Origin of the sequence: Bacillus sp. FSL K6-3149 (assembly GCF_038630515.1) — a bacterium.
Taxonomy (GTDB): domain Bacteria; phylum Bacillota; class Bacilli; order Bacillales; family Bacillaceae; genus Bacillus; species Bacillus pumilus.
Genome location: NZ_CP152034.1, coordinates 3,267,102 through 3,286,324 on the forward strand (window position 1 = coordinate 3,267,102; position 19,223 = coordinate 3,286,324).

A 19,223-nucleotide genomic window follows, 5' to 3' on the forward strand; every position below is an offset into this window, starting at 1 on the left:
GCGCCTAAGGAGGGAGAACGTTTGAATATCGGGATAATCGGTACAGGAAACATGGGTACCATACTTACTGAGGCATTTATTGAATCAAAGGCAGTCAATCCCTCATCCATCACCATTACAAACCGGACCATAGAAAAAGCGTTCAATATAAAAAAGAACCACCCAGAGCTTGAAGTAACAAAACAGCTTACAGGAGCTGTCATGGATAAAGATTTCATCTTTGTTTGTGTCAAGCCGCTTGATATTTATCCTCTTTTAAAAGAGCTGAGCCCTCTTTTAAAAGAGCACCAAACCATTGTCATCATTACAAGTCCGGTTCATCCTGAACAGCTTCAGGATATCGTTCCTTGTCAAACAGCCAGGCTGATTCCAAGCATTACGAACCGCGCTTTATCAGGTGCGTCACTTTTAACATTTGGATCGTCATGTAATGTCGCGACGAAAACAGCGTTAAGACAATTAGCTTCCTGCATTTCAACACCTATCGAAATTCATCATTCGATTACAAGAGCGGCGTCAGATATCGTTAGCTGCGGTCCTGCCTTTATCAGCTTCCTCGTTCAGAAAATGATTGAAGCAGCCGTTGAAGAAACAGATATTTCTAAAGAAGAAGCCACCACCTTATCAGAAGATATGCTTGTAGGGCTTGGCCGTTTGATTGAAAAAAGAGTCTATACCCTTCCGACACTACAAGACAAAGTGTGTGTAAAAGGCGGCGTTACGGGTGAAGGGATTAAAGCACTTGAAGCAGGTGTTCAAGATATGTTCCACCGCCTTTTTCAAAACACCCATGAAAAATTCGATGAAGATCTTGAAGCGGTTGCGCATCAATATCCGCCAAGTGTGTTTACTGATGATCGCAGAAATTAATCAACTCTGCAACAAGCGAAAAAAGGGTTTTAAAAAACCATCGTTCCATTAAACGATGGTTTTTGGCTTCTTAGCTGAAATGAAATATCTTTCGGCGAAATCCCTGGGCGCTTCATTTGTAAAATCAGCGGTCACTTCTATTTGTTCAAAGCCAGCGGACTCAAGGAACGCCGCATAGGTCTCAAATGGAAATGTACGCTGTTCATGTGTCTCATCATAACGCTGATACACGTCTCCGTCCTTTACAAAAAAGCTTAAATCGTGAATGACCGAATACATGTCATCCCCTTTATCACTCTGCCAAATATAGCTGATCTCTTCATCTTGATCGGCATAAGTCGAACCCGGGAATACCTCTTCCATTTTATAAGGAGTATGAACATCAAAGAGTAAAACCCCATCTGCCTCTAAAAGCTGAAACATGTTTTTAAAGGTTTTTTTGACGTCATTTTCGTTTTTTAAGTAATTCAAGGAATCACAGCATATAACCGCCGCTTGAAAGACTTGCTCAAAACCCGTCAGCTCTCTCATATCTTGATGTAAAAATTGAATGGACTGCTTTTTCGCCTGTGCTTTTTGCTGCGCGAAAGCCAGCATTTCTTCACTGAGGTCAATTCCTGTGACTGCGTGACCCTTTTCAGCTAACCGTAGAGAAATCTCTCCAGTTCCACAGCCAACATCAATAATGGCAGCATTCGGTTTGATATTCTGCTGGATCCACTGAACCCATTCATCATAAGGTGCATGTGTCATGAGCTCGTCATACACACCTGCAAACCCTTGATAAATCATGAGTTAATGCCAAGTGAAAGCGTTTCTCTCGGCGCATCTCCCCATAGCTTCTCTAGGTTATAGTATCCTCTTTCTTCTTTGTGGAACACATGAGCAATGACATCACCAAGATCAATCAATACCCATCTTGCTTCATCAAAGCCCTCCATCTTCTTCACTTCGATTCCGCTTTCCTCTGCAAGATGTTTTACTTCTCTTGCAATGGCCTGCACTTGTTTATCAGAGTTCCCGTGACAAATGAGAAAATAATCGGCAACAAGTGAGATTCCTTGCATATTAAGGGCAATAATATCCTCAGCCCGTTTATCATCGCATGCTCCTGCCGCGACGTTTAAAATTGATGATGAATCCATCCAAATTCCTCCTTAATTGTTCTTATGCACAAGTGAGTTGTAAGTCGCAAGCGTATCTGGATAGACTGGCTGGTTCTTTTTCAATAAAAAGCTGATCGTGTTTTTTAGTGACTGAATCAGTGCGCTATCTAAATCTTGCTCTGCTAACTCTCTTACTTCTTCAACACCAGGGAAATGACGTCCTGGTTCGATATAATCAGCGACATAAATGACCTTTTCAAGTAATGTCATGTTTGGTCTGCCTGATGTATGAAATTCAATGGCCGTTAAAATATCTTGGTCGTTAATAGCTGCTTCCTTTTTAACCAAATAGGCACCAACCGGGGCATGCCAAAGCTCGGGCGAATATTCCAGCAATAGAGGGTTCATCTGTTCCTGCTGGATAATCCCCTTCATTTCATCCTTTGGTCTAAATTTCGCATAATCATGAAAAATAGCGGCGATCTCTGCTTTTTTCACATCTGCACCGAACCGTTCCGCTAAAGAAATAGCTGTCTCCATAACCCCGAGTGTATGTGTATATCTATGCTCTGTTAACTGCTCTTTGACACAGCTTAATGCTTCTTCACGATTCATATAAGTGATGCTCCTTTATATAACGCTCAACAGCTTTCGGTATCAAATAATCGACAGGTTTTTCCTGCATGATTCGCTGCCTAATCAATGTCGATGATACATCAAAAGCTGGAACATCTGCAAATAAAAGAGGATATGTCGTATTTCGGGTATAACCCGGTCTTTTCATCCCAATAAAAGTAATCATCTGAAGCAAATCATCTATCCGATGCCATTTTGGCAAATACTCGACCATGTCCGCTCCAATCATAAAAAAGAACTCATCTTCAGGATGACGCTTCTTTAAAAGCTCCACCGTATCTACTGTATAAGATGGACCCTCTCGCTCCATTTCAATGAGCTCCAATCGAAAATGTGGATTTGACTGGATCGCCGCATCCACCATTTTCACCCGGTGACGACTATCTGCTCGCTTCCGGTCTGTTTTATGAGGAGGCTTGTGATTTGGGATAAACCAAATTTCATCAAGCCCTACTTGAAAACGCACCTCATTTGCCATCAGCAAATGCCCATTATGAGGAGGATCAAACGTACCGCCAAACAACCCTATTTTTTTCATATCACATCCACCTTTACGGCAGCTTAATTTGTTTATTTTCCTTTGATTCTTTATAAAGGACAATCACATTTCCGATCGTTTGAACAAGTTCAGCTTTTGCACCTTTGACAAGTGCTTTCGCAACTTCCGTTTTGTCCTCGTCGCAGTTTTGTAATATGCTGACCTTTAACAATTCTCTTACTTCAAGCGCCTCGGAAATTTGCTTGATCATATTGTCATTTACCCCGCCTTTTCCTACTTGAAAAATAGGTGATAAATGATGTGCTTTTGCACGTAAAAAACGTTTTTGTTTCCCTTTTAACATGGTGTTCCTCCTAATTTCTGTATCACAATTGACTTCATTTTTCTTGCGTCAGGCGTGATGCCTGTCCACAGTTCAAAGGCTCTAGCTGCTTGTCCAACAAACATGCCGACACCATCTACTGTTTTCAAACCTAACCCAGCTGCTTCTCTGAGCAGTTTTGTTTCTATTGGATTATACACAATATCACAAACAACCGCTGTTTTTTTTGCGTTTACTAAAGAAATCGGGGTTTCTTCAACATTCGGGTGCATACCAATTGAGGTTGTATGGATGATGACATCATATTCCCCAAGCTGCTCTTCCGCCGTCTTTAATGTAATGGCACTAGAAGTGAAGTTCCCATCTGCACTTTCAATTAAAGCCTCAGCTTTTTCAATGGTACGATTGGTGATATCAAAGCTTTTCGGTGCATAGTCAGCGATTGTCGTATAAATCGCATTTGCCGCTCCGCCAGCACCAATCATTAGAAATGACAGCTCTGATAAAGGCTGATCCAAGGCTTCAAGCAATGAATGAAGAAAGCCCTCCCCATCTGTGTTGTACCCGACGAGCTGACCTCCTTCGAGCCGCACCGTATTGACTGCACGCAGGCGTTCAGCTGTCACATCAATTTTGTCCAGGTACTGCATGATGTCTACCTTGTGCGGAACAGTGACGTTAAAGCCGCTGATTCCTAAGGCTTTCATACCGCTAATGGCATCTTTCAGGTCATCATTTTCTACTTGAAAGCCATGATAATGTCCATCAATTCCAGCATCCTTTAATGCTGCATTATGAATATCCGGAGACATTGAATGGCCAACAGGGTTACCGATTACTCCGTATAAAGGTTTCAAGGTCTCTCCCCCTCTGAACATTTAAATTAACGAACGTCTCATAAACACATGCACGCCTTTTGGCGCATAGACTTTAATTTGCTTACCTGCATCATTTGCCGTGATCCACCCTAAGCCTGAGAAGACGATATCCATTTTCGGCTGATCAATGGTAAAGGTATGTGGAACGAGTGGAGGAAAATCTTCCATCTCCTCTTTTGATGGCGGTGATAGCAGTTCACCGGCATGTTTTTCATATAAATCATCTGCGTTCTCTAACTTTGTTCTGTGTATGTTCAGCTCATTTGGCATATAGCAGACAAATGACGTTCTGCCGCCTTTTACATAATCAAATCGAGCAAGCCCGCCAAAATAAAGCGTTTGAGCTTCATTTAATTGGAACGTTCTCGGTTTCAATTCTTTTTTCGGCGTTAAGATCTTCAAGTCATTTTTGCTGACATAGTGCGCCATTTGATGACGATTGATAATGCCCGGCGTATCAAATAGAGCAGATCCGTCATCAAGCGGGATCTCAATGGCATCAAGTGTTGTACCTGGATATTGGGATGTGGTGATCACGTTCTCTTCACCAGATACTTCTTTGATGATTCGATTGATAAATGTGGATTTCCCAACATTCGTACAGCCGACGACATAGACATTTCTTCCTTCGCGGTAATGATCGATCGCTTCCATCACCTCAGGTACGCCCTGACCTCTGCTTGCACTGATTAAGAAAACATCGATCGGGTTCAATCCGTTTTCTTTCGCTTCCCGTTTCATCCAATGAATTAAACGATCTTTTTTCACGGATTTCGGTAAAATATCTACTTTGTTGCCGACGAGTAAAATCGGGTTACCACCGACAATACGACTCAGCCCATTAATCCAGCTTCCGTTAAAGTCAAAAATATCAACGACCTTGACAATCAGAGAATCTGTCTCTCCGATACTGTGCAATATATTTAAAAAGTCGTCTTCTGTTAAAGAAACATCTTGTATTTCATTGTAGTTCTTTAACCTAAAACAGCGCTGACAGATCACATCTTCTTTCAATAGAGATGCTGCCGGCGCATATCCTAATTGATCTTTATCTTCCGTCTGAATGGCTACACCGCAGCCAATACAAACAACCTTTTCCATTATTACTCTTCCTCCCACTGAATGTGGCCCTTACGCTTTAAGGCTCCTAAAATTCTGCGTTCAATCTGCCTGTTAAACTTAGTGATAAATCCGTCTGAGGCAGCAACAGGGACGACCAAAATCGTATGGAAGCCGTGACGATTCCCGCCTAGAACATCGGTCATGAGCTGATCCCCAATGACAACCACATCTTCTTTTTTCAATTGCATATCAGCGACGGCCTTATTAAAAGCTCTTCCCATCGGCTTTTTCGCTTTATAAATAAACGGAATATGAACTGGTTCAGAAAAAAGCTTGACCCTTTTTTCATTATTGTTCGATACAATCGTCACTTGTATCCCGTGATCCTTCATTTCTTGAAACCATTCAATTAAGCGGGGCGTCGCACTTGGACGATCCCATTCTACTAGTGTGTTATCTAAATCGGTAATAATTCCTTTTACATTTCGTTCTTTTAGTTTTTGCGGTGAAATGTGGAAAATGCTTTTCACAAATTCATCCGGTAAGAAATACTTCTTTAGCACAATTTGCACCCTTTCTTCCATTGGTTTTTCAGCGATAGTGTCGAATCAAATCACAATTTGTCTGTCTATCGAATACAATGAAAAAGTTTTCGACATATGACGAGGACCTTCAACAGTTGTGGATAATTTTACACACATTATCCACCTATATTTCATCACGCTTTCATTCAATTATAAACACTCTACCCACAAGTTATCCACTTCACCATGTGGATAACAGAACGATTGTTCTTGTTTCCCATTCATGGTAGATTAAAGGTACTTCAGAGACATTCGATCAACCTATGATGATATGTCTTTTCCTCAAGTTTTATGCCAACTTTTTCAGGGGAGGTGTTTTTCCCATCATATGGGTTTCTAGTATGAAAAAGCTGTCAGATGATTTACTTATAGAATCGTATTATAAAGCAAATGAAATGAACTTAAATCGCGACTTCATTGAATTAATTGAGACAGAAATGAAAAGACGTTCGCTCGGGCATATGCTCTCTGTTTCCTCTTAATTCCATATCACAGGAACCATGCCTCCCGAGCATTCTCTTTTTTAAACTCAGGTGACTGATATTATATCACTTGCGCTATAGGCTTACTACTATTTTCCGTAAAAAACACCCCTTCTCAAGTAAAGAAGAGGTGTCTTATTTGCAAGGCTGTTCATTCCAAAACCATAACCCTCCACCTACGACCAAAATAACCACAAGGAATACAACAAGAAAAGCGTAACCGATTCCTGCTCCTTGAGCTGGATAAGGCGAACACGCAGGGTAAGGATAAGGGCATCCCCACATATCAGTTACCTCCTTCTAGGAAGATATACTGTTAGACTATGCTAAATGGATGGTCTTGTTTAGGCAGATGGCCATCATTTAAAAATGTTTGATGACATCACGCTCTTTGATTTCGTTATAAATGATTCTTGCCCCTTTTGGCGTCATATGATTGCCAGAAGGGTCGATTAAACCTGATTGAATCAACGCATTGTCACTATCTTCACCAGCTTCTCGGATGAACGCTTTCCAGTTGTCGACAAGTGGTACTTGCTGATCCTTGGCTATTTCTCTCGTGATGTCATTATAGGAATTTTGCCAAGCTCTTGCCCCGCCTCTCTCAGCAAAATAAGACGACTTATACCTAGAGTAATAATACAAGCCCTTTTTTCCGCCTTCTACAACAGGTACACAAGTCATGAGAACCGGGGTAATGCCTGCTTTTCTACTTTCAGAAATGAAGTAGGTTACATTTTCTTTAAATCTTTTTTTCGTCACTCGGGGATGTTTCCCGTCTAAAATCGCCGCATCATTCGTACCGAACATGATAAGGACGTAAGTTGGTTTCTGCTTTAAAATATCCTGCTCAAAGCGAAGCTTCGCATCTTCAGTCGTCTGCCCGCCAATCCCTGCGTTCTTCACTTGAATTTGACCGCGCTCGACGTTTTTCATGAGATTCACCCATTTTTCAGATGTTGGATAATCTCGGAAGTCCCAGTTTGATCCCTTTGTATTGCTGTCGCCAAATGCAATGACACTTTCTTGTTCTGGCTTTGAGCACCCAGCAGCGACACAAAGCAGGATGAAAAGGACAACATATTTCTTCACAACATTCACCTCCAAAAGCCCTCTTCATATAGTAAACGACAAGACTTTTGGTTTCAATGAATGACTGTTTTTGACGAATACTTCCTATTGCAGTTGAACAGGTACATACGCTTTGTCATGATGCAGCAGTTCGCTCACTTTGACAAATTCATATCCTCGATCCTTTAATTCAGGTATCACTTGTTTCAGTGCTTCGACCGTCTGCTTCCGGTTTCCCCCGCCATCATGCAAAAGAATGATATCGCCGCCTTGAATATGATCAATAATACGGCTCGCAATTTTATGTGCGCCTGGTCTTGACCAGTCCTTCGGATCTTGCGTAAAGGACCACATGACCACATCATATCCTTGCTTTGACAAAATGCGGAAAGATTTCATCGTCAAGCGGCCGCCAGGAGGACGAAATAATAAGGGCCCGCCAGGCTGGAGTGAAGCGATATGAGCCGCTGATTCTTTTAGCTCCTGCTTGATCTCCTTTGATGATAACAGGTCAAAATACGTATGATTCATCGTGTGGTTGCCAAGCTCATTTCCTTCGTCCACAATCCGTTCTGCGATCTTTGGATATGCGTGAACCCGGCTTCCTACGACAAAAAAGCTGGCATTTACTTGATGCTGCTTCAGCACATCCAATATTTGATTCGTGTAAACTGGATGAGGTCCATCATCAAAGGTGATCGCAATCTTTTTCCGTTCCGCTCTCATGTCCCAGAAGGCACGTCCCGTTTTTTCGAGATCGACTCGTTTTAATGTATGTGCCTCTACTTCATTAGGAACAAAAGCACATAGCAGCAATATACACATCAAGACATGCAACCCTCTCATTTGACCGCCTCCACAGAACATTCTTACAGATTAAATTGCCCGCTTTTTGATGAATCATTCAGCATTCATGGTCACGATCCGCATATCTGACTTCTTTTTTCACATAAAAAAGCCGGCCCATCAGGCCCGCTTTTTGTTTCACGTTTGGTTTCTCTCTTCAACTGTCGAACGTTGCTTAGAATTCATACAGACACTCTCCTTCTTGGATTTGATTTTGAGCCCATAATAATTTCTGATAATACTGGTTGGACTTCTGGTATTGTTGAGAGGCTTCTAAGGCTGTCGCAATTTCTAGTGAGATATCCTCTATATAAGAGTATAGGCTAAGTTTTTCCAAATAATCAATGGTTTTTTGCAGTTGTTCTTCATTTATTCCTTGAACATATAAAGCATCCAGATACTCAAACATATGACAGAACAGCTGGTCTTCATGCTTCTTTGCAGCTAATTTTCCATCTTCTAATATGCGGCGTGCTGCTACTTGTTCATTTTGTCTAAAAAGCAGTTTTGCGAGCGTATAGAGTGTATGTGGAAGCGTGGGAAGCTTCTCTTTACAGGCAATATCAGCCGATTCCGTTAAATAGCGTTCTGCTTCCTCAAGGTAGCCCAGCTCCCCGTAACATTTTCCTAAATTATAAAGCGCTGAACTGTATATCCGCGGGTGATCAATTTGTGATGCGAGCTGTTTTGCCTTTTTTAAATGAGGCAGTGCCCGATCTTTTCGTTTTAAATCTTGGTAGTTTCCTGAGATCACAAACAGGCACTGAATGATGCGAATAGTATAGGCATCATGCTGATCGTATATTTCTAGCGCCTTTAAAATATGATGCATCGAGACATGCGTTTGCTTCATAATATAGTAGGCTTCTGCTACTTTAAAATGAAACTCAGCCTGCTCAATATCATCAAATACCATAGACAGCTGTTTTTCTGCCACTCGGTAATATTTGACGGCTTCTAAATATTCTTTTTGACTAAACTCATGCATGCCACGAAAAAATGCATGGTAATAATGCAGCATATCAGATAACTCATGATTGGAGTTTTCGATTTTATCGACAAGATTAGATACTGAGAAAGGTTGATATTTTGAAGGGTGTATATAGTCAAGCATGATCTGGTGCCGAAAACACATGAGCTGATAATAAATCAGTAAATGCTGGTCCTCTTCCATCCGTTCAATTTCTGCTTCTACTTCTGCTTTCAGGATTTCCGCATCTGGAACACTGAACTGCCGTATCATTCGATACCATTCATTAATTTTCATACCTACATGTGAAGAAAGAACCTTCCCCATGTTCCGAAAAAACCCCTTCCTTTTCGGTCTAATATTACATATTTTAGCACGCTTCTTGACCGCCAAGCACCGCAAAGAAACCGCAAACATATGAGAAGGGCAGCAAAAACAGACGAACAGAAGCCCGTTTTTTTCGAAAAAGATGATTTTTTCATCGTACAGACACAGACAATCCCCCCTTCACATACATTTGAGGATATAGGCAGTGGCCTAAACATGGTGGAGGTGAAAATCGTGGCAGGAGTATTTACAGCGATGGGATTGATGGTCAAAGAATTGGTGTTCTTAGTGTCCTATGTCAAAAACAATGCCTTTCCACAGCCCCTTTCGGGAGATGATGAAAAAAAATACTTAGCCCTTATGGCACAGGGCGATGAACACGCAAGAAATATGCTGATTGAACATAACCTTCGGCTCGTCGCCCATATTGTCAAGAAATTTGAAAATACCGGGGAAGACGCTGAAGACCTCATCTCCATCGGGACGATCGGACTCATTAAAGCCATCGAAAGCTATTCCTCTGGAAAAGGAACAAAGCTGGCAACGTATGCCGCGCGGTGTATTGAAAATGAAATTCTGATGCATTTACGCGCGCTAAAAAAGACAAAAAAAGACGTCTCCTTACATGACCCCATTGGTCAGGATAAAGAAGGCAATGAAATTTCTTTAATTGATGTCTTAAAATCCGAAAATGAAGATGTGATTGATACGATTCAGCTCAACATGGAGCTTGAAAAAGTAAAGGAGTATATCGACATTCTCGACGGCCGGGAAAAAGAAGTGATCGTCGGCCGGTTCGGCCTTGATTTAAAGAAAGAAAAAACGCAGCGGGAAATAGCAAAGGAGCTCGGGATATCGCGGAGCTATGTGTCTCGTATTGAGAAGCGGGCGCTGATGAAGATGTTTCATGAGTTTTACCGGGCGGAGAAGGAGAAGCGGAAGCGGGAGAAGGGGAAGTGAAAACAAACTTTTCCCAACTCCTATTAAAAAAACAGACCTTGTTGGGTCTGTTTTTATTTGAACATCACAATATAGCCCACATACACAAAAGAAAACTATGTCATGTTTTATCCCCATTTATTTCACTATGCTGTTTTCTTTTAAGTAACGCTCAAAAAGCTTATGACCTTCCTCCTCAATTTGATCATCTTCAATCAGAGATTCTCCAATCAATAGCCCTAGATCATTCCACTTCTCATATTCCTTCAAAAGTGTTACTCCATAACTTTTTTGATCAAAAAACAAGAGCCATCTTCCTGTTTCTAAACTCTTAAAAAAACACGCCTTCATAATCAAAACCATGTTCATAATACCCTACATGTAAATGCATAGTTTCATCTAAGCTATGTAATTTTTCTTCTGTACTCACTTTCATCTGGCACCCCTAGCTTTCCATATCCTCCTGAAAATCAATATCTCTCAACTCGACCCATTCAACAAAATCAGGAAACGTTTTTGTCGTCAAAAAATGATGAACGATTTGATATGCTTGATCCCGATTGATGTAGCTACACGACGGCACATACAATGGGGATCCTGCGACCAAATGTTCGATGGTTTCAATTTTTTCTCCCTTTTTAAAAGGAACCAAAAAATTCGGATACCTCATGATCAAGAAACCATACGGTTCCGTATAAAAGAAAACTAGACTTTCACATTCCCAATCTCCCTCAATCTCAATGGAAGATTCCCCATTTCCCTGTTTCCAATACTCTGCACCCTCCTGAAAGAAGATTCTTTTCAAGAATTCTTCTTCTGGATTTTCTAATGGAGCTCCTGTGGGGCCGTAGTATAAAAACATCCATATCTCTCCTTCATACCTATATCAACTTGTTAACCAACTGTTCTATTTCCTTCAAATTGATAAAAAGCTTGTGGTTCTTCGTTTAATTTTAGCCAGTTATATAGCTTGGGGTTTAGCTTTTGAACGGTTTGCTTACTGACCCATTTTACTTCTTCAATATCATGATCCGGATCGAGAATACTCATTTGTCCTCCGGTGATTTCAGCAAAGAAGGTGATCATCAGCGCATGATGCTTTTTGTCTTGAAAGTATGCTTCTCGAACCGAATGAAGTTCATTTACTTTGCAAACATACCCTGTCTCTTCTTTCACCTCGCGGACCACGGCCTGCTTCAGGTGTTCGCCTTTTTCTACAGCACCACCAGGAAGTCCCCAATATCCCTTTACATTTTTGACCATTAACATATTTTCTTCCTCATCATAAATAATAGCTGATACTACGTCTACTCGTTTCAAATGAATCCCCCTCAATATTCTCTTTTCTCTGCAATTGTCGAATAAATAGCACGAACAGTTCATTTCAATACATTCATTATACGGTATCCTTGATACAAGGTAATGGTTAAGGAAGCAAAGCAGCATTCGTGAGCAGATTGGAGGCCACAGCATGTGGATCATCATCATTTTACTTATTGTCCTCATTGGGTTTACTGGGAATATCGTTTCCTTATTAAGACAAATGAAAAAGTCAAACGAGAAAATCATACAACTGTTAGAACATCAAAAACCGAAAAAATAAAAACTTCTCTCATTTAGAGGGAAGTTTTTTTAGAAAAAGCAATTGGAGAATTCTTACCGTTTCTCATGAAGCAACATATATCTGATTTTATGAATATAATGCAGCGCAATATGAACGAGACATAAAATGAGCCCGATCATCGCAAGAATATAGATGGGCAGCATCAAACCAGGTACATAGTTGACGATAAAACCCAAACAAAACGCTGTTAGCATATATAGGCTGATCAACCTCATCAATACCATCCGAAGCCCTCCCTTTCCACACTCATTTTAACATCATTTCCCTTTATTTTCATAAATGGCTTTAAAAAAAGATGCGAATCCACTAAGATTCGCATGATCATTACGTATTCAATTCACCTTTCTTCGCCCGCGCTTCCTTCCACTGCTCAAGCTCTGACACTGTCAACAATTGATATCCTTGTTTGGTTAATTCCTTGATAATCGTGACAGCTGCATTTGCCGAGGTGTCATAGATGTCGTGCATTAAGACGGTTTCTCCGCTAGACGCATGTGTGAGAATGTAGTTAGCAACGTACTGGCTGTTGCGATATTTCCAGTCTTCAGGATCTACGTCCCAAAGCGTGACTTTCATATTGACAGCCGCGTTGATTTGCCCATTTGTTCCTCCATATGGCGGTCTAAAGTGAGTCGGTGTAAAACCGCTCGCTTTTTCAATGATTTGCTGGGTCTCTTCTACCTGTTTGACGGCTTGTTTTAATGGCAGTCTTGTGAGTAAAGGATGGCTATAGGAATGATTTCCGATTTCATTCCCACCCTTTCTGATTTTACTTAGCATATCGGGATAATATTGAACCCTGCTGCCTAATACAAAAAATGTCGCATGTCCTTTGTTTTCTTTTAAAGCTGTTAAAATTTTTGAAGTCGTTGATGGATTTGGTCCATCATCAAATGTCAGGGCAATGGCTTTTTGGTTTGGGTTGAATACCGCCTGTTTTGGCAGTTTTACGATTTTTCTTTTTGGAATCGGTTCTTTTTTCTCATTTTTGTTCTTTTCTTTATTAATATATTCAGGCTTTAACATTCCTTTAAGCAGGGTTTTTTTAATCGCCAGCACTTGAGGGCCTTGTTCGCTTGGTGCGATTTGCCCTGCTGGAAAGTAGAATTCAATAAAACGATCCTTGATGGCAAAATACTGATAATGCTCTGCCGCAGGAGACGTTCCTTGCTTGAGTAAATGCTCATTTTCAGCAAGAGAACGATCTTTCTTTAACTCCTCAAATGTCATTTGAGACAGTTTTTGCAGATCTTCTTTCTTTGATAAAAATAAATCATCTATTGATAAAAAATGCTGTTTCTTGAAATCAAAATTGAATATCTTCGTTTGATGTGCGCCTTTTACTCCGCCTTTCAATTCATATGTATTGAATTTAATCGCAGCAGTTTGCTTGGCATAATGAATAATCTCGTAATCTATATTTAATTCGTATCGATTCTCTTCATCGACATCGCTCGCTTCGCTAAATGATGTTTTGAATTTGTCTAGCGCTGTTTCTGCATATCTTTTCATCTCTTGATCTAACTTTTCTTGATGAAAGACCGGATAGTTGACTGCATATCTCATGTATCTCCCGTCATTCACGAGGGTGACTATCTCAACTTCTTTATAGCTCGCATCTGGTTCTACCTTCTTCTTCTCCGTCCCACTTGCCTGCTGATTATGATAAAATGCAGCAATTCCGATGATGATTGCAAGTCCGCATAGGACGAGACTGATTTTCCATTTCATTGACACAATGATTCCCCTCTCGTGATGGCGTCATGCCTTGATGACGTGTGTTTGTAGGATAGACTTTGTGCGAACCTAATTTAGTTTTCAAAAAACATAATCGTCACACTTTAGACACATTTTAAAAGAGGAATAGAAAAAGGGCTTGATTTCTCAGCCCTATCATTATTTTTGCATATATAGTTGAAATAATCTCGTTTCTTCATCAATCGAACTCGCTCGATCAAAAGCCGCTCTGACCGTCTTTGTATTGTTCAAGCGCTCATAAAGCATAGTCAATACAAAGATAAATGCCGCATCTCCATCAATGTAATCATCCGGCGCTATATAGGACAGGGCACCTGCTGCTAAGAAGGCATCTGCTAATTTTTTCTCACCTAGTGTGCAGCCTGTAGAAATGACGTGAATCCCCTTTAATGAAGCATACTGCTTGATTTCATCCGCTCCAAAAGCAGCGCCTCTAGGCTCCTTATCTTCGTATACATCTTCCCCTAATTCAGGCATGATCAATGCTCCTTCTTCACCGTGAAACGATAAAAGAAGGTAATCTATTTCTCTTCTATTTCTACCAGATAACACATGAATCAGGTCATTCGGTCTTCCAATCCAATGCATATCGACTTTCGCGCCGAAGTTTTCAAGTGCTGCACGCAGTGCAAAAGATTCCAGCTCACTATTGGGTCCTGCTACTAATGTGATGCACATGGCTTGTTGATCCACTTCTATCTCCTCCAGACTATGATAAAAATAAAACCATTTTTTCCTCATCTGCATATGTATGATCTGACCATTTTAGTGCTTTTTCTTCAAGCGCGTATGACTCAAATCCAATAGAGCGATACTGGCGTTTGGCTGAGTGATTGGTCGTCACGACTGATAAATACATTTGCTCGATGTCGTGTCGTTCTCCGGCGAATGAAAGAACTTCTGTCATCAAGGTCTTGCCTACTCCTTTTCCGCGGGCACCCGCTGTAACATACATCGCTGCCACATTCGCTCGGTGCTTTAATTTCTGTAAGTTTTCTTGGATAAGCGTGACCATGCCCACTAGCTTCCCTTGATCAAAGGCGCCAAAGGTCCACATCAATTGTACCGAAGCAAAACGAGCTGCGTATTTTTCTATTGTACGATTTGCTCTTCTTCATAACTCATCGCAAAGCCCTCTGGATGTCATCGTAGTGCTTCTAGTCTCAACGCGGCATATTCTTCAGCATCATCTGGAATTAACAATCGAATATTCAGAACATCGCCCCCAACAGAATGATTCATACTTCCAATTTTATCTTGAAAGGAGATTTTGATCAAAATTTTTCTTCTGAAAATAAAAAGGCATCCCATAAAAGGATGCCCCCTTCATTACCACTTGCAGCGTTTCACTGGACGGCAGCAAGGGTTTTTGATATCACTGCCGCAATCGTATTCTTTCACGATATACTCGTTATGAGTCGACTCAGTGACAGGATAGTAGTTTTCAATTCTTTTGATATTTTTATTGACGTTTGTGATATGCGTTGGATGAATTTTTCTGATGGTTTGTTCATTCGTTCTTGTGTTGACAATTTGACGTGTGGGGAAAACAACCGTTTCATCTTCTCCATGGTTTCCTCTGCGAGGTCCAAAGAAAAAATCATCTAATCGATTCCGGCTCATCTCAACACCCCTTCAATTTGTCTTTCACTTACACTCTATCGTATGTAAGAGACGTCATTTGTGATTAGATGCTTGTCTATTTTTTAAAAAATCCACTATTCATCTCGTTTTCTCTTTCTTTACAAAAGGTCATTTTTAACATATTATACAAATGATATCTTGCGCAGAAAGGACATCTATGAAAACAAAACATAAACTCTTTTTATTCATGACATTTATTGTCATCATCATTGCTCTTCCAATGCTATCACCTATGATCTTCACAAATTCAACCGAAAAAGGCGCTATCCGGAAATCAATTTACCAAGAAGGATACCCTTACCAAAGCTATTTTGCTATTTTGAAAAAAACGAAGTACAAAGATCCTGAGTATGGCCAGCTTTATGATGTTTACTGGCAGGCTTGGAAAAGTGAAACAGGGATGACACCTTCTGTCTGCTATTCGAAAAAGGTCGAGAAAAATGAATATAAGGTTAGCTGCTGTACCGCCCCATAACCTTCCCACTCATCATCAAACACGAGGTGAACGATATGATCAATACGACACAACCAATCGAACGAAACAAGCTGGACATTGCACTTGAACTGACTCAATTGCATTTGAATCGATATGAAACGAATCATCCTGATCAGCTGAGTGAGGTTTATGCAAAATATTATGCGCTGCTTGAAGTGCTGGATTTATCTTCTTATGATCAATTGATTGATTTATTGCCAGATGAGCTAAAACAGACGCTTGAGTAAAAAACCCTCTATCCACATGGGATAGAGGGTTTTCTTTATACTCGTGCTGCCATATCGGTTTCGATTTGCTCTAAGCTTCTTCCTTTTGTTTCAACTAGTACAAAGCGGGTGAACAATAGTCCGATTAAGCAGATGACACCAAATGAGGAGAAAATGACCCCAAAGCTGAATTTATCTGCCAGGATAGGGAACACGAGTCCGACGGCTAACGATCCCGTCCAGTTAAAGGCAGATGAAATACCTGCGCCGATACCTCTGACAGAAAGCGGGAAGATTTCGCCGATGATGATCCACGTGATCGGTGCCCATGAGAAGGCGTAGCACAAGATAAAGCAGCAAAGCGAAATCAATGTCACCCAGTTTAAAATCCCTTCACTCACGCCAAGTGCACCTAATGCGGCTGGTGCAAAGAAAGAAAGGGCCATGCCCGTTCCCCCTACGGTGAGAATCGTTCGGCGGTCGAACCGGTCGACAAATTGTAAAAAGATCACGGTGGTGACGACAAAAATGACACCGACAATGACTGTAAAACCTGCTGCAACCTGAGGTGCAAGCCCTACATTCCGAGCAATACTCGTTGCATAATACACTATGGAGTTCGCGCCTTGTATTTGCTGAAGGGTCGCCATCCCAACCCCTATGAAAAGAGCCATTCTAAATTTCTTTTGGAACAATTCACGAATACCAGAGCGTTCTTCTTTTGCGACTTCTAAAATTTCCTGCATCTCTGCTTCGATTTCTTCACGAGAAGAGCGTAGTGATCCTAATACCTCTCGTGCTTTATGAGGCATTCCGTGCTTAATTAAATATCTCGGAGATTCAGGAAGTTTCAGCATCCCAATATAAAGTACGATGGCAAATAAAGCGGCACTACCGAGCATCCAGCGCCAGCTGTCTGGAACAGGTTCAAACACAAATGCAACAATATAGCTCAGCAATAGTCCGCTCACGATCATGAGCTGATTGAGCCCAGACAATTTCCCGCGAATTTTAGCAGGAGCAATTTCAGACATGTATGCCGGCACCAAAGATGAGGCAGTTCCTACGGCTGTTCCTAAAAAGATACGTGCAATGGTTAATGAAATCTCTTCTGGTGCGATAGCTGATCCGATCGCTCCGACAAAAAAGATAACGGATGAGACCAAAATAAGCTTTCTACGGCCAAATTTATCCCCTAACAGACCGCTTAAAATGGAGCCGATAATCGCCCCGCCCATTAATGAAGAGACGACAATTCCAAGCCATAATGGGCTGAGCTGAAATTCTTGCTGAATATGTCCTTCTGCCCCTGCAATAATACCAATATCATATCCGAATAAGATGCCTGCAAAGGATCCGAAAAAGAAAATAAATTTGCTTGACACTTTTTTCTCCAAGTGGATGACCCCCTCACTTAATTAACCGCTTTCATTTCATCCCGTGCTTCTACTGCACTCAGTAGAAGACCTTTCACCCTTCTATAAAACCACATATTCTGCATTGACAAGTTTTGCAAAATGAACAATTTGATCGACCGTTAAATTGAGAGATACGACTGTATGATGACCCCCACCTTGCTTAATCCATGCTTTGACGCCGTCCTGAAAATTCGGCTTGATTTTCCAGAGCACACGTGCAACCGGTAAATGAGGTGCTGCTTCCTCCGGCTCAAAGGCTTCGACTTCTTGTATGAGCCATTTGAAATGAGTTCCAAAGTCAGCAATAGAAACGACAACACCTTCCCCTGCTTTTCCATCAAACACAAGGCGAGCTGGATCTTCCCTGTTTCCGATTCCAAGCGGAGATACGACAATGACAGGTTTCGTATGGGCGAGCGCTGGATCTACTTCTAACATATGAGATTGCAGCACTGCTTCCTGTCCAGAGGTCATTTCATACGTGTAGTCCTCCATAAAACCAGTGGATTGATGATGACTCATCACTTTTAATAACCGGTCCAGCGCAGCAGTTTTCCAATCGCCTTCCCCGGCAAAGCCATATCCTTTTGCCATTAGCCGCTGTACCGCAAGTCCTGGCAGCTGCTTCATTCCATGTAAATCTTCAAAGTTTGTCGTAAAGGCATTGTACCCGCCTTCATCTAAAAAGCGTTTGATAGCGATTTCATAGCGCGCTTGCACCTTAACACTTTTTTCCCAATCTTCAACTGAATACGTTCCATAATCCACATCATATTGCGTTAAATACTCTGCAAATAATGCATCTACCTCTGCTTCTTCTACTGCACTCACATATTCGACGAGATCGCCTATGCCAAAGTAATCAACGGTCCACCCTAGTTGAATCTGGGCTTCGATTTTATCACCTTCTGTTACAGCCACGTGGCGCATGTTGTCACCAAACCTAGCCACTTTGATCTGAAAGCTTTCATGATAGGCAGCTGCCACGTCCATCCAATCAGCGATTTGCTGCTGCACATCCGGCTTAGACCAATGACCGGCAACAATTTGGTTTTGTTTATTTAAACGTGCATTGATATAGCCATATTCTCTGTCTCCATGGGCAGATTGATGAAGATTCATATAGTCCATATCGATCGTGTCCCACGGAATCTTTTCATAATACTGTGTGACAAGATGCAAAAGAGGCTTCTGCAAAAGATTGGTCCCGCGTATCCACATTTTTGCCGGTGAAAATGTATGCATCCACGTCATCACGCCGACAACTTCATCACGATAATTGACCTCTTTCATCAGCTTTGTGATTTGATCCGCGCTGACAGCTAGCTCCTGCAAGATCACTGGATAAGGAAGTAAACCGCTCTCATTTAAGGCATCCGTCATTTTTTGTGCATCTGCTTTTACTTTCTGCAGTGCTTCATCTCCGTATAAATGCTGTGATCCGACAATAAACCAGCATTCTTTATGTTGACTTGTTAACATAGA

At 41.3% G+C, this 19,223-nt stretch carries 28 protein-coding genes; 6 read left to right on the forward strand and 22 right to left on the reverse strand.

What is annotated here, in order from left to right:
* Positions 1-21 precede the first annotated feature (21 nt).
* A complete protein-coding gene (gene comER, locus MHB83_RS16620; protein ID WP_003217379.1) occupies positions 22-870 on the forward strand; it encodes a late competence protein ComER in 849 nt (282 codons plus the stop codon).
* Positions 871-918: 48 nt separating this feature from the next.
* Here the strand turns inward: comER and MHB83_RS16625 are convergent, their stop codons facing one another.
* The 8 genes from MHB83_RS16625 to MHB83_RS16660 are packed head-to-tail and all read right to left on the reverse strand — an operon-like array spanning position 919 to position 5,936.
* On the reverse strand, positions 919-1,662 hold the full coding sequence (locus tag MHB83_RS16625; protein WP_342496482.1) for a class I SAM-dependent methyltransferase: 744 nt from the start codon (positions 1,660-1,662) through the stop codon (positions 919-921).
* A complete protein-coding gene (rsfS, locus tag MHB83_RS16630; protein WP_003217467.1) occupies positions 1,659-2,015 on the reverse strand; it encodes a ribosome silencing factor in 357 nt (118 codons plus the stop codon). The genes MHB83_RS16625 and rsfS overlap by 4 nt, the downstream gene beginning before the upstream one ends.
* A 12-nt stretch (positions 2,016-2,027) precedes the next feature.
* Positions 2,028-2,591, reverse strand: coding sequence for a bis(5'-nucleosyl)-tetraphosphatase (symmetrical) YqeK (yqeK, locus tag MHB83_RS16635; RefSeq protein WP_003217386.1), 564 nt, complete (start codon positions 2,589-2,591; stop codon positions 2,028-2,030).
* Positions 2,581-3,150: a nicotinate-nucleotide adenylyltransferase gene (locus MHB83_RS16640; protein WP_106029125.1), complete on the reverse strand. Its 570-nt coding sequence runs from the start codon at positions 3,148-3,150 to the stop codon at positions 2,581-2,583. The genes yqeK and MHB83_RS16640 overlap by 11 nt, the downstream gene beginning before the upstream one ends.
* A 13-nt stretch (positions 3,151-3,163) precedes the next feature.
* Positions 3,164-3,454 carry a ribosome assembly RNA-binding protein YhbY gene (yhbY, locus tag MHB83_RS16645; protein WP_003217501.1) on the reverse strand — a complete coding sequence of 97 codons (291 nt, stop codon included), beginning with the start codon at positions 3,452-3,454 and terminating at the stop codon, positions 3,164-3,166.
* Positions 3,448-4,290 carry a shikimate dehydrogenase gene (gene aroE / locus MHB83_RS16650; protein WP_050943728.1) on the reverse strand — a complete coding sequence of 281 codons (843 nt, stop codon included), beginning with the start codon at positions 4,288-4,290 and terminating at the stop codon, positions 3,448-3,450. Before aroE ends, yhbY begins: the two co-directional genes overlap by 7 nt.
* Before the next feature lie 21 nt (positions 4,291-4,311).
* Entirely contained in the window at positions 4,312-5,412 is a 1,101-nt protein-coding gene (gene yqeH / locus MHB83_RS16655; protein WP_226803684.1) for a ribosome biogenesis GTPase YqeH, read from the reverse strand.
* Positions 5,413-5,414: 2 nt separating this feature from the next.
* Positions 5,415-5,936, reverse strand: coding sequence for a YqeG family HAD IIIA-type phosphatase (locus MHB83_RS16660; RefSeq protein ID WP_034620856.1), 522 nt, complete (start codon positions 5,934-5,936; stop codon positions 5,415-5,417).
* 362 nt (positions 5,937-6,298) lie between these two features.
* Here MHB83_RS16660 and MHB83_RS16665 point away from each other — a divergent pair, with 362 nt between their 5' ends.
* Positions 6,299-6,439, forward strand: a complete 141-nt coding sequence (locus tag MHB83_RS16665) for a sporulation histidine kinase inhibitor Sda (protein ID WP_003217327.1) — start codon at positions 6,299-6,301, stop codon at positions 6,437-6,439.
* Between the two features lie 363 nt (positions 6,440-6,802).
* Here MHB83_RS16665 and MHB83_RS16670 read toward each other — a convergent pair whose 3' ends face one another.
* From MHB83_RS16670 to MHB83_RS16680, 3 genes are all read right to left on the reverse strand, one after another.
* Positions 6,803-7,531: a GDSL-type esterase/lipase family protein gene (locus MHB83_RS16670; RefSeq protein WP_223251386.1), complete on the reverse strand. Its 729-nt coding sequence runs from the start codon at positions 7,529-7,531 to the stop codon at positions 6,803-6,805.
* A gap of 84 nt (positions 7,532-7,615) precedes the next feature.
* Positions 7,616-8,356: a polysaccharide deacetylase family protein gene (locus MHB83_RS16675; protein ID WP_050943726.1), complete on the reverse strand. Its 741-nt coding sequence runs from the start codon at positions 8,354-8,356 to the stop codon at positions 7,616-7,618.
* A 175-nt stretch (positions 8,357-8,531) separates the two neighbouring features.
* Positions 8,532-9,653 (reverse strand): Rap family tetratricopeptide repeat protein, encoded by a 1,122-nt coding sequence (locus MHB83_RS16680; RefSeq protein WP_050943725.1) that lies wholly within the window; start codon positions 9,651-9,653, stop codon positions 8,532-8,534.
* Positions 9,654-9,884: 231 nt separating this feature from the next.
* On the opposite strand from MHB83_RS16680, the gene sigK reads away from it, so the two are divergent.
* Entirely contained in the window at positions 9,885-10,613 is a 729-nt protein-coding gene (sigK, locus tag MHB83_RS16685; protein ID WP_034738387.1) for an RNA polymerase sporulation sigma factor SigK, read from the forward strand.
* 117 nt (positions 10,614-10,730) lie between these two features.
* Here sigK and MHB83_RS16690 read toward each other — a convergent pair whose 3' ends face one another.
* The 3 genes from MHB83_RS16690 to MHB83_RS16700 form a co-directional block, all read right to left on the reverse strand.
* Positions 10,731-10,898, reverse strand: coding sequence for a hypothetical protein (locus MHB83_RS16690; protein ID WP_268458434.1), 168 nt, complete (start codon positions 10,896-10,898; stop codon positions 10,731-10,733).
* A gap of 139 nt (positions 10,899-11,037) precedes the next feature.
* Positions 11,038-11,454 (reverse strand): hypothetical protein, encoded by a 417-nt coding sequence (locus MHB83_RS16695; protein ID WP_342496483.1) that lies wholly within the window; start codon positions 11,452-11,454, stop codon positions 11,038-11,040.
* Positions 11,455-11,486: 32 nt separating this feature from the next.
* Positions 11,487-11,912, reverse strand: a complete 426-nt coding sequence (locus MHB83_RS16700) for an NUDIX hydrolase (protein WP_137054955.1) — start codon at positions 11,910-11,912, stop codon at positions 11,487-11,489.
* 151 nt (positions 11,913-12,063) lie between these two features.
* On the opposite strand from MHB83_RS16700, the gene MHB83_RS16705 reads away from it, so the two are divergent.
* The gene (locus MHB83_RS16705; RefSeq protein ID WP_267875469.1) at positions 12,064-12,195 is read left to right on the forward strand and encodes a hypothetical protein; all 132 of its coding nucleotides are present in this window, start codon (positions 12,064-12,066) and stop codon (positions 12,193-12,195) included.
* Between the two features lie 53 nt (positions 12,196-12,248).
* On the opposite strand, the gene MHB83_RS16710 is transcribed toward MHB83_RS16705, so the two are convergent.
* The 6 genes from MHB83_RS16710 to MHB83_RS16735 all read right to left on the reverse strand — a co-directional run bounded on the left by MHB83_RS16710 (position 12,249) and on the right by MHB83_RS16735 (position 15,597).
* Positions 12,249-12,440 carry a hypothetical protein gene (locus MHB83_RS16710; RefSeq protein ID WP_050943721.1) on the reverse strand — a complete coding sequence of 64 codons (192 nt, stop codon included), beginning with the start codon at positions 12,438-12,440 and terminating at the stop codon, positions 12,249-12,251.
* A 100-nt stretch (positions 12,441-12,540) separates the two neighbouring features.
* Entirely contained in the window at positions 12,541-13,953 is a 1,413-nt protein-coding gene (locus tag MHB83_RS16715) for a polysaccharide deacetylase family protein (protein WP_339205748.1), read from the reverse strand.
* A 159-nt stretch (positions 13,954-14,112) separates the two neighbouring features.
* The gene (locus MHB83_RS16720) at positions 14,113-14,652 is read right to left on the reverse strand and encodes a delta-aminolevulinic acid dehydratase (protein WP_310426653.1); all 540 of its coding nucleotides are present in this window, start codon (positions 14,650-14,652) and stop codon (positions 14,113-14,115) included.
* A 31-nt stretch (positions 14,653-14,683) separates the two neighbouring features.
* Positions 14,684-15,031, reverse strand: a complete 348-nt coding sequence (locus MHB83_RS16725; RefSeq protein WP_342496484.1) for a GNAT family N-acetyltransferase — start codon at positions 15,029-15,031, stop codon at positions 14,684-14,686.
* An 86-nt stretch (positions 15,032-15,117) separates the two neighbouring features.
* Complete coding sequence (locus MHB83_RS16730; RefSeq protein ID WP_159037604.1) at positions 15,118-15,285, reverse strand: hypothetical protein; 168 nt, start codon at positions 15,283-15,285, stop codon at positions 15,118-15,120.
* Positions 15,286-15,303: 18 nt separating this feature from the next.
* Positions 15,304-15,597: a CotD family spore coat protein gene (locus MHB83_RS16735; protein WP_003216648.1), complete on the reverse strand. Its 294-nt coding sequence runs from the start codon at positions 15,595-15,597 to the stop codon at positions 15,304-15,306.
* A 178-nt stretch (positions 15,598-15,775) separates the two neighbouring features.
* Here MHB83_RS16735 and MHB83_RS16740 point away from each other — a divergent pair, with 178 nt between their 5' ends.
* Positions 15,776-16,093 carry a hypothetical protein gene (locus tag MHB83_RS16740; RefSeq protein ID WP_342496485.1) on the forward strand — a complete coding sequence of 106 codons (318 nt, stop codon included), beginning with the start codon at positions 15,776-15,778 and terminating at the stop codon, positions 16,091-16,093.
* Between the two features lie 35 nt (positions 16,094-16,128).
* Positions 16,129-16,341: a hypothetical protein gene (locus MHB83_RS16745; protein ID WP_003216677.1), complete on the forward strand. Its 213-nt coding sequence runs from the start codon at positions 16,129-16,131 to the stop codon at positions 16,339-16,341.
* 35 nt (positions 16,342-16,376) lie between these two features.
* Here the strand turns inward: MHB83_RS16745 and MHB83_RS16750 are convergent, their stop codons facing one another.
* A complete protein-coding gene (locus MHB83_RS16750) occupies positions 16,377-17,717 on the reverse strand; it encodes a sugar porter family MFS transporter (protein WP_050943716.1) in 1,341 nt (446 codons plus the stop codon).
* 81 nt (positions 17,718-17,798) lie between these two features.
* Complete coding sequence (gene araA / locus MHB83_RS16755) at positions 17,799-19,220, reverse strand: L-arabinose isomerase (RefSeq protein WP_106029117.1); 1,422 nt, start codon at positions 19,218-19,220, stop codon at positions 17,799-17,801.
* Positions 19,221-19,223 lie beyond the last annotated feature (3 nt).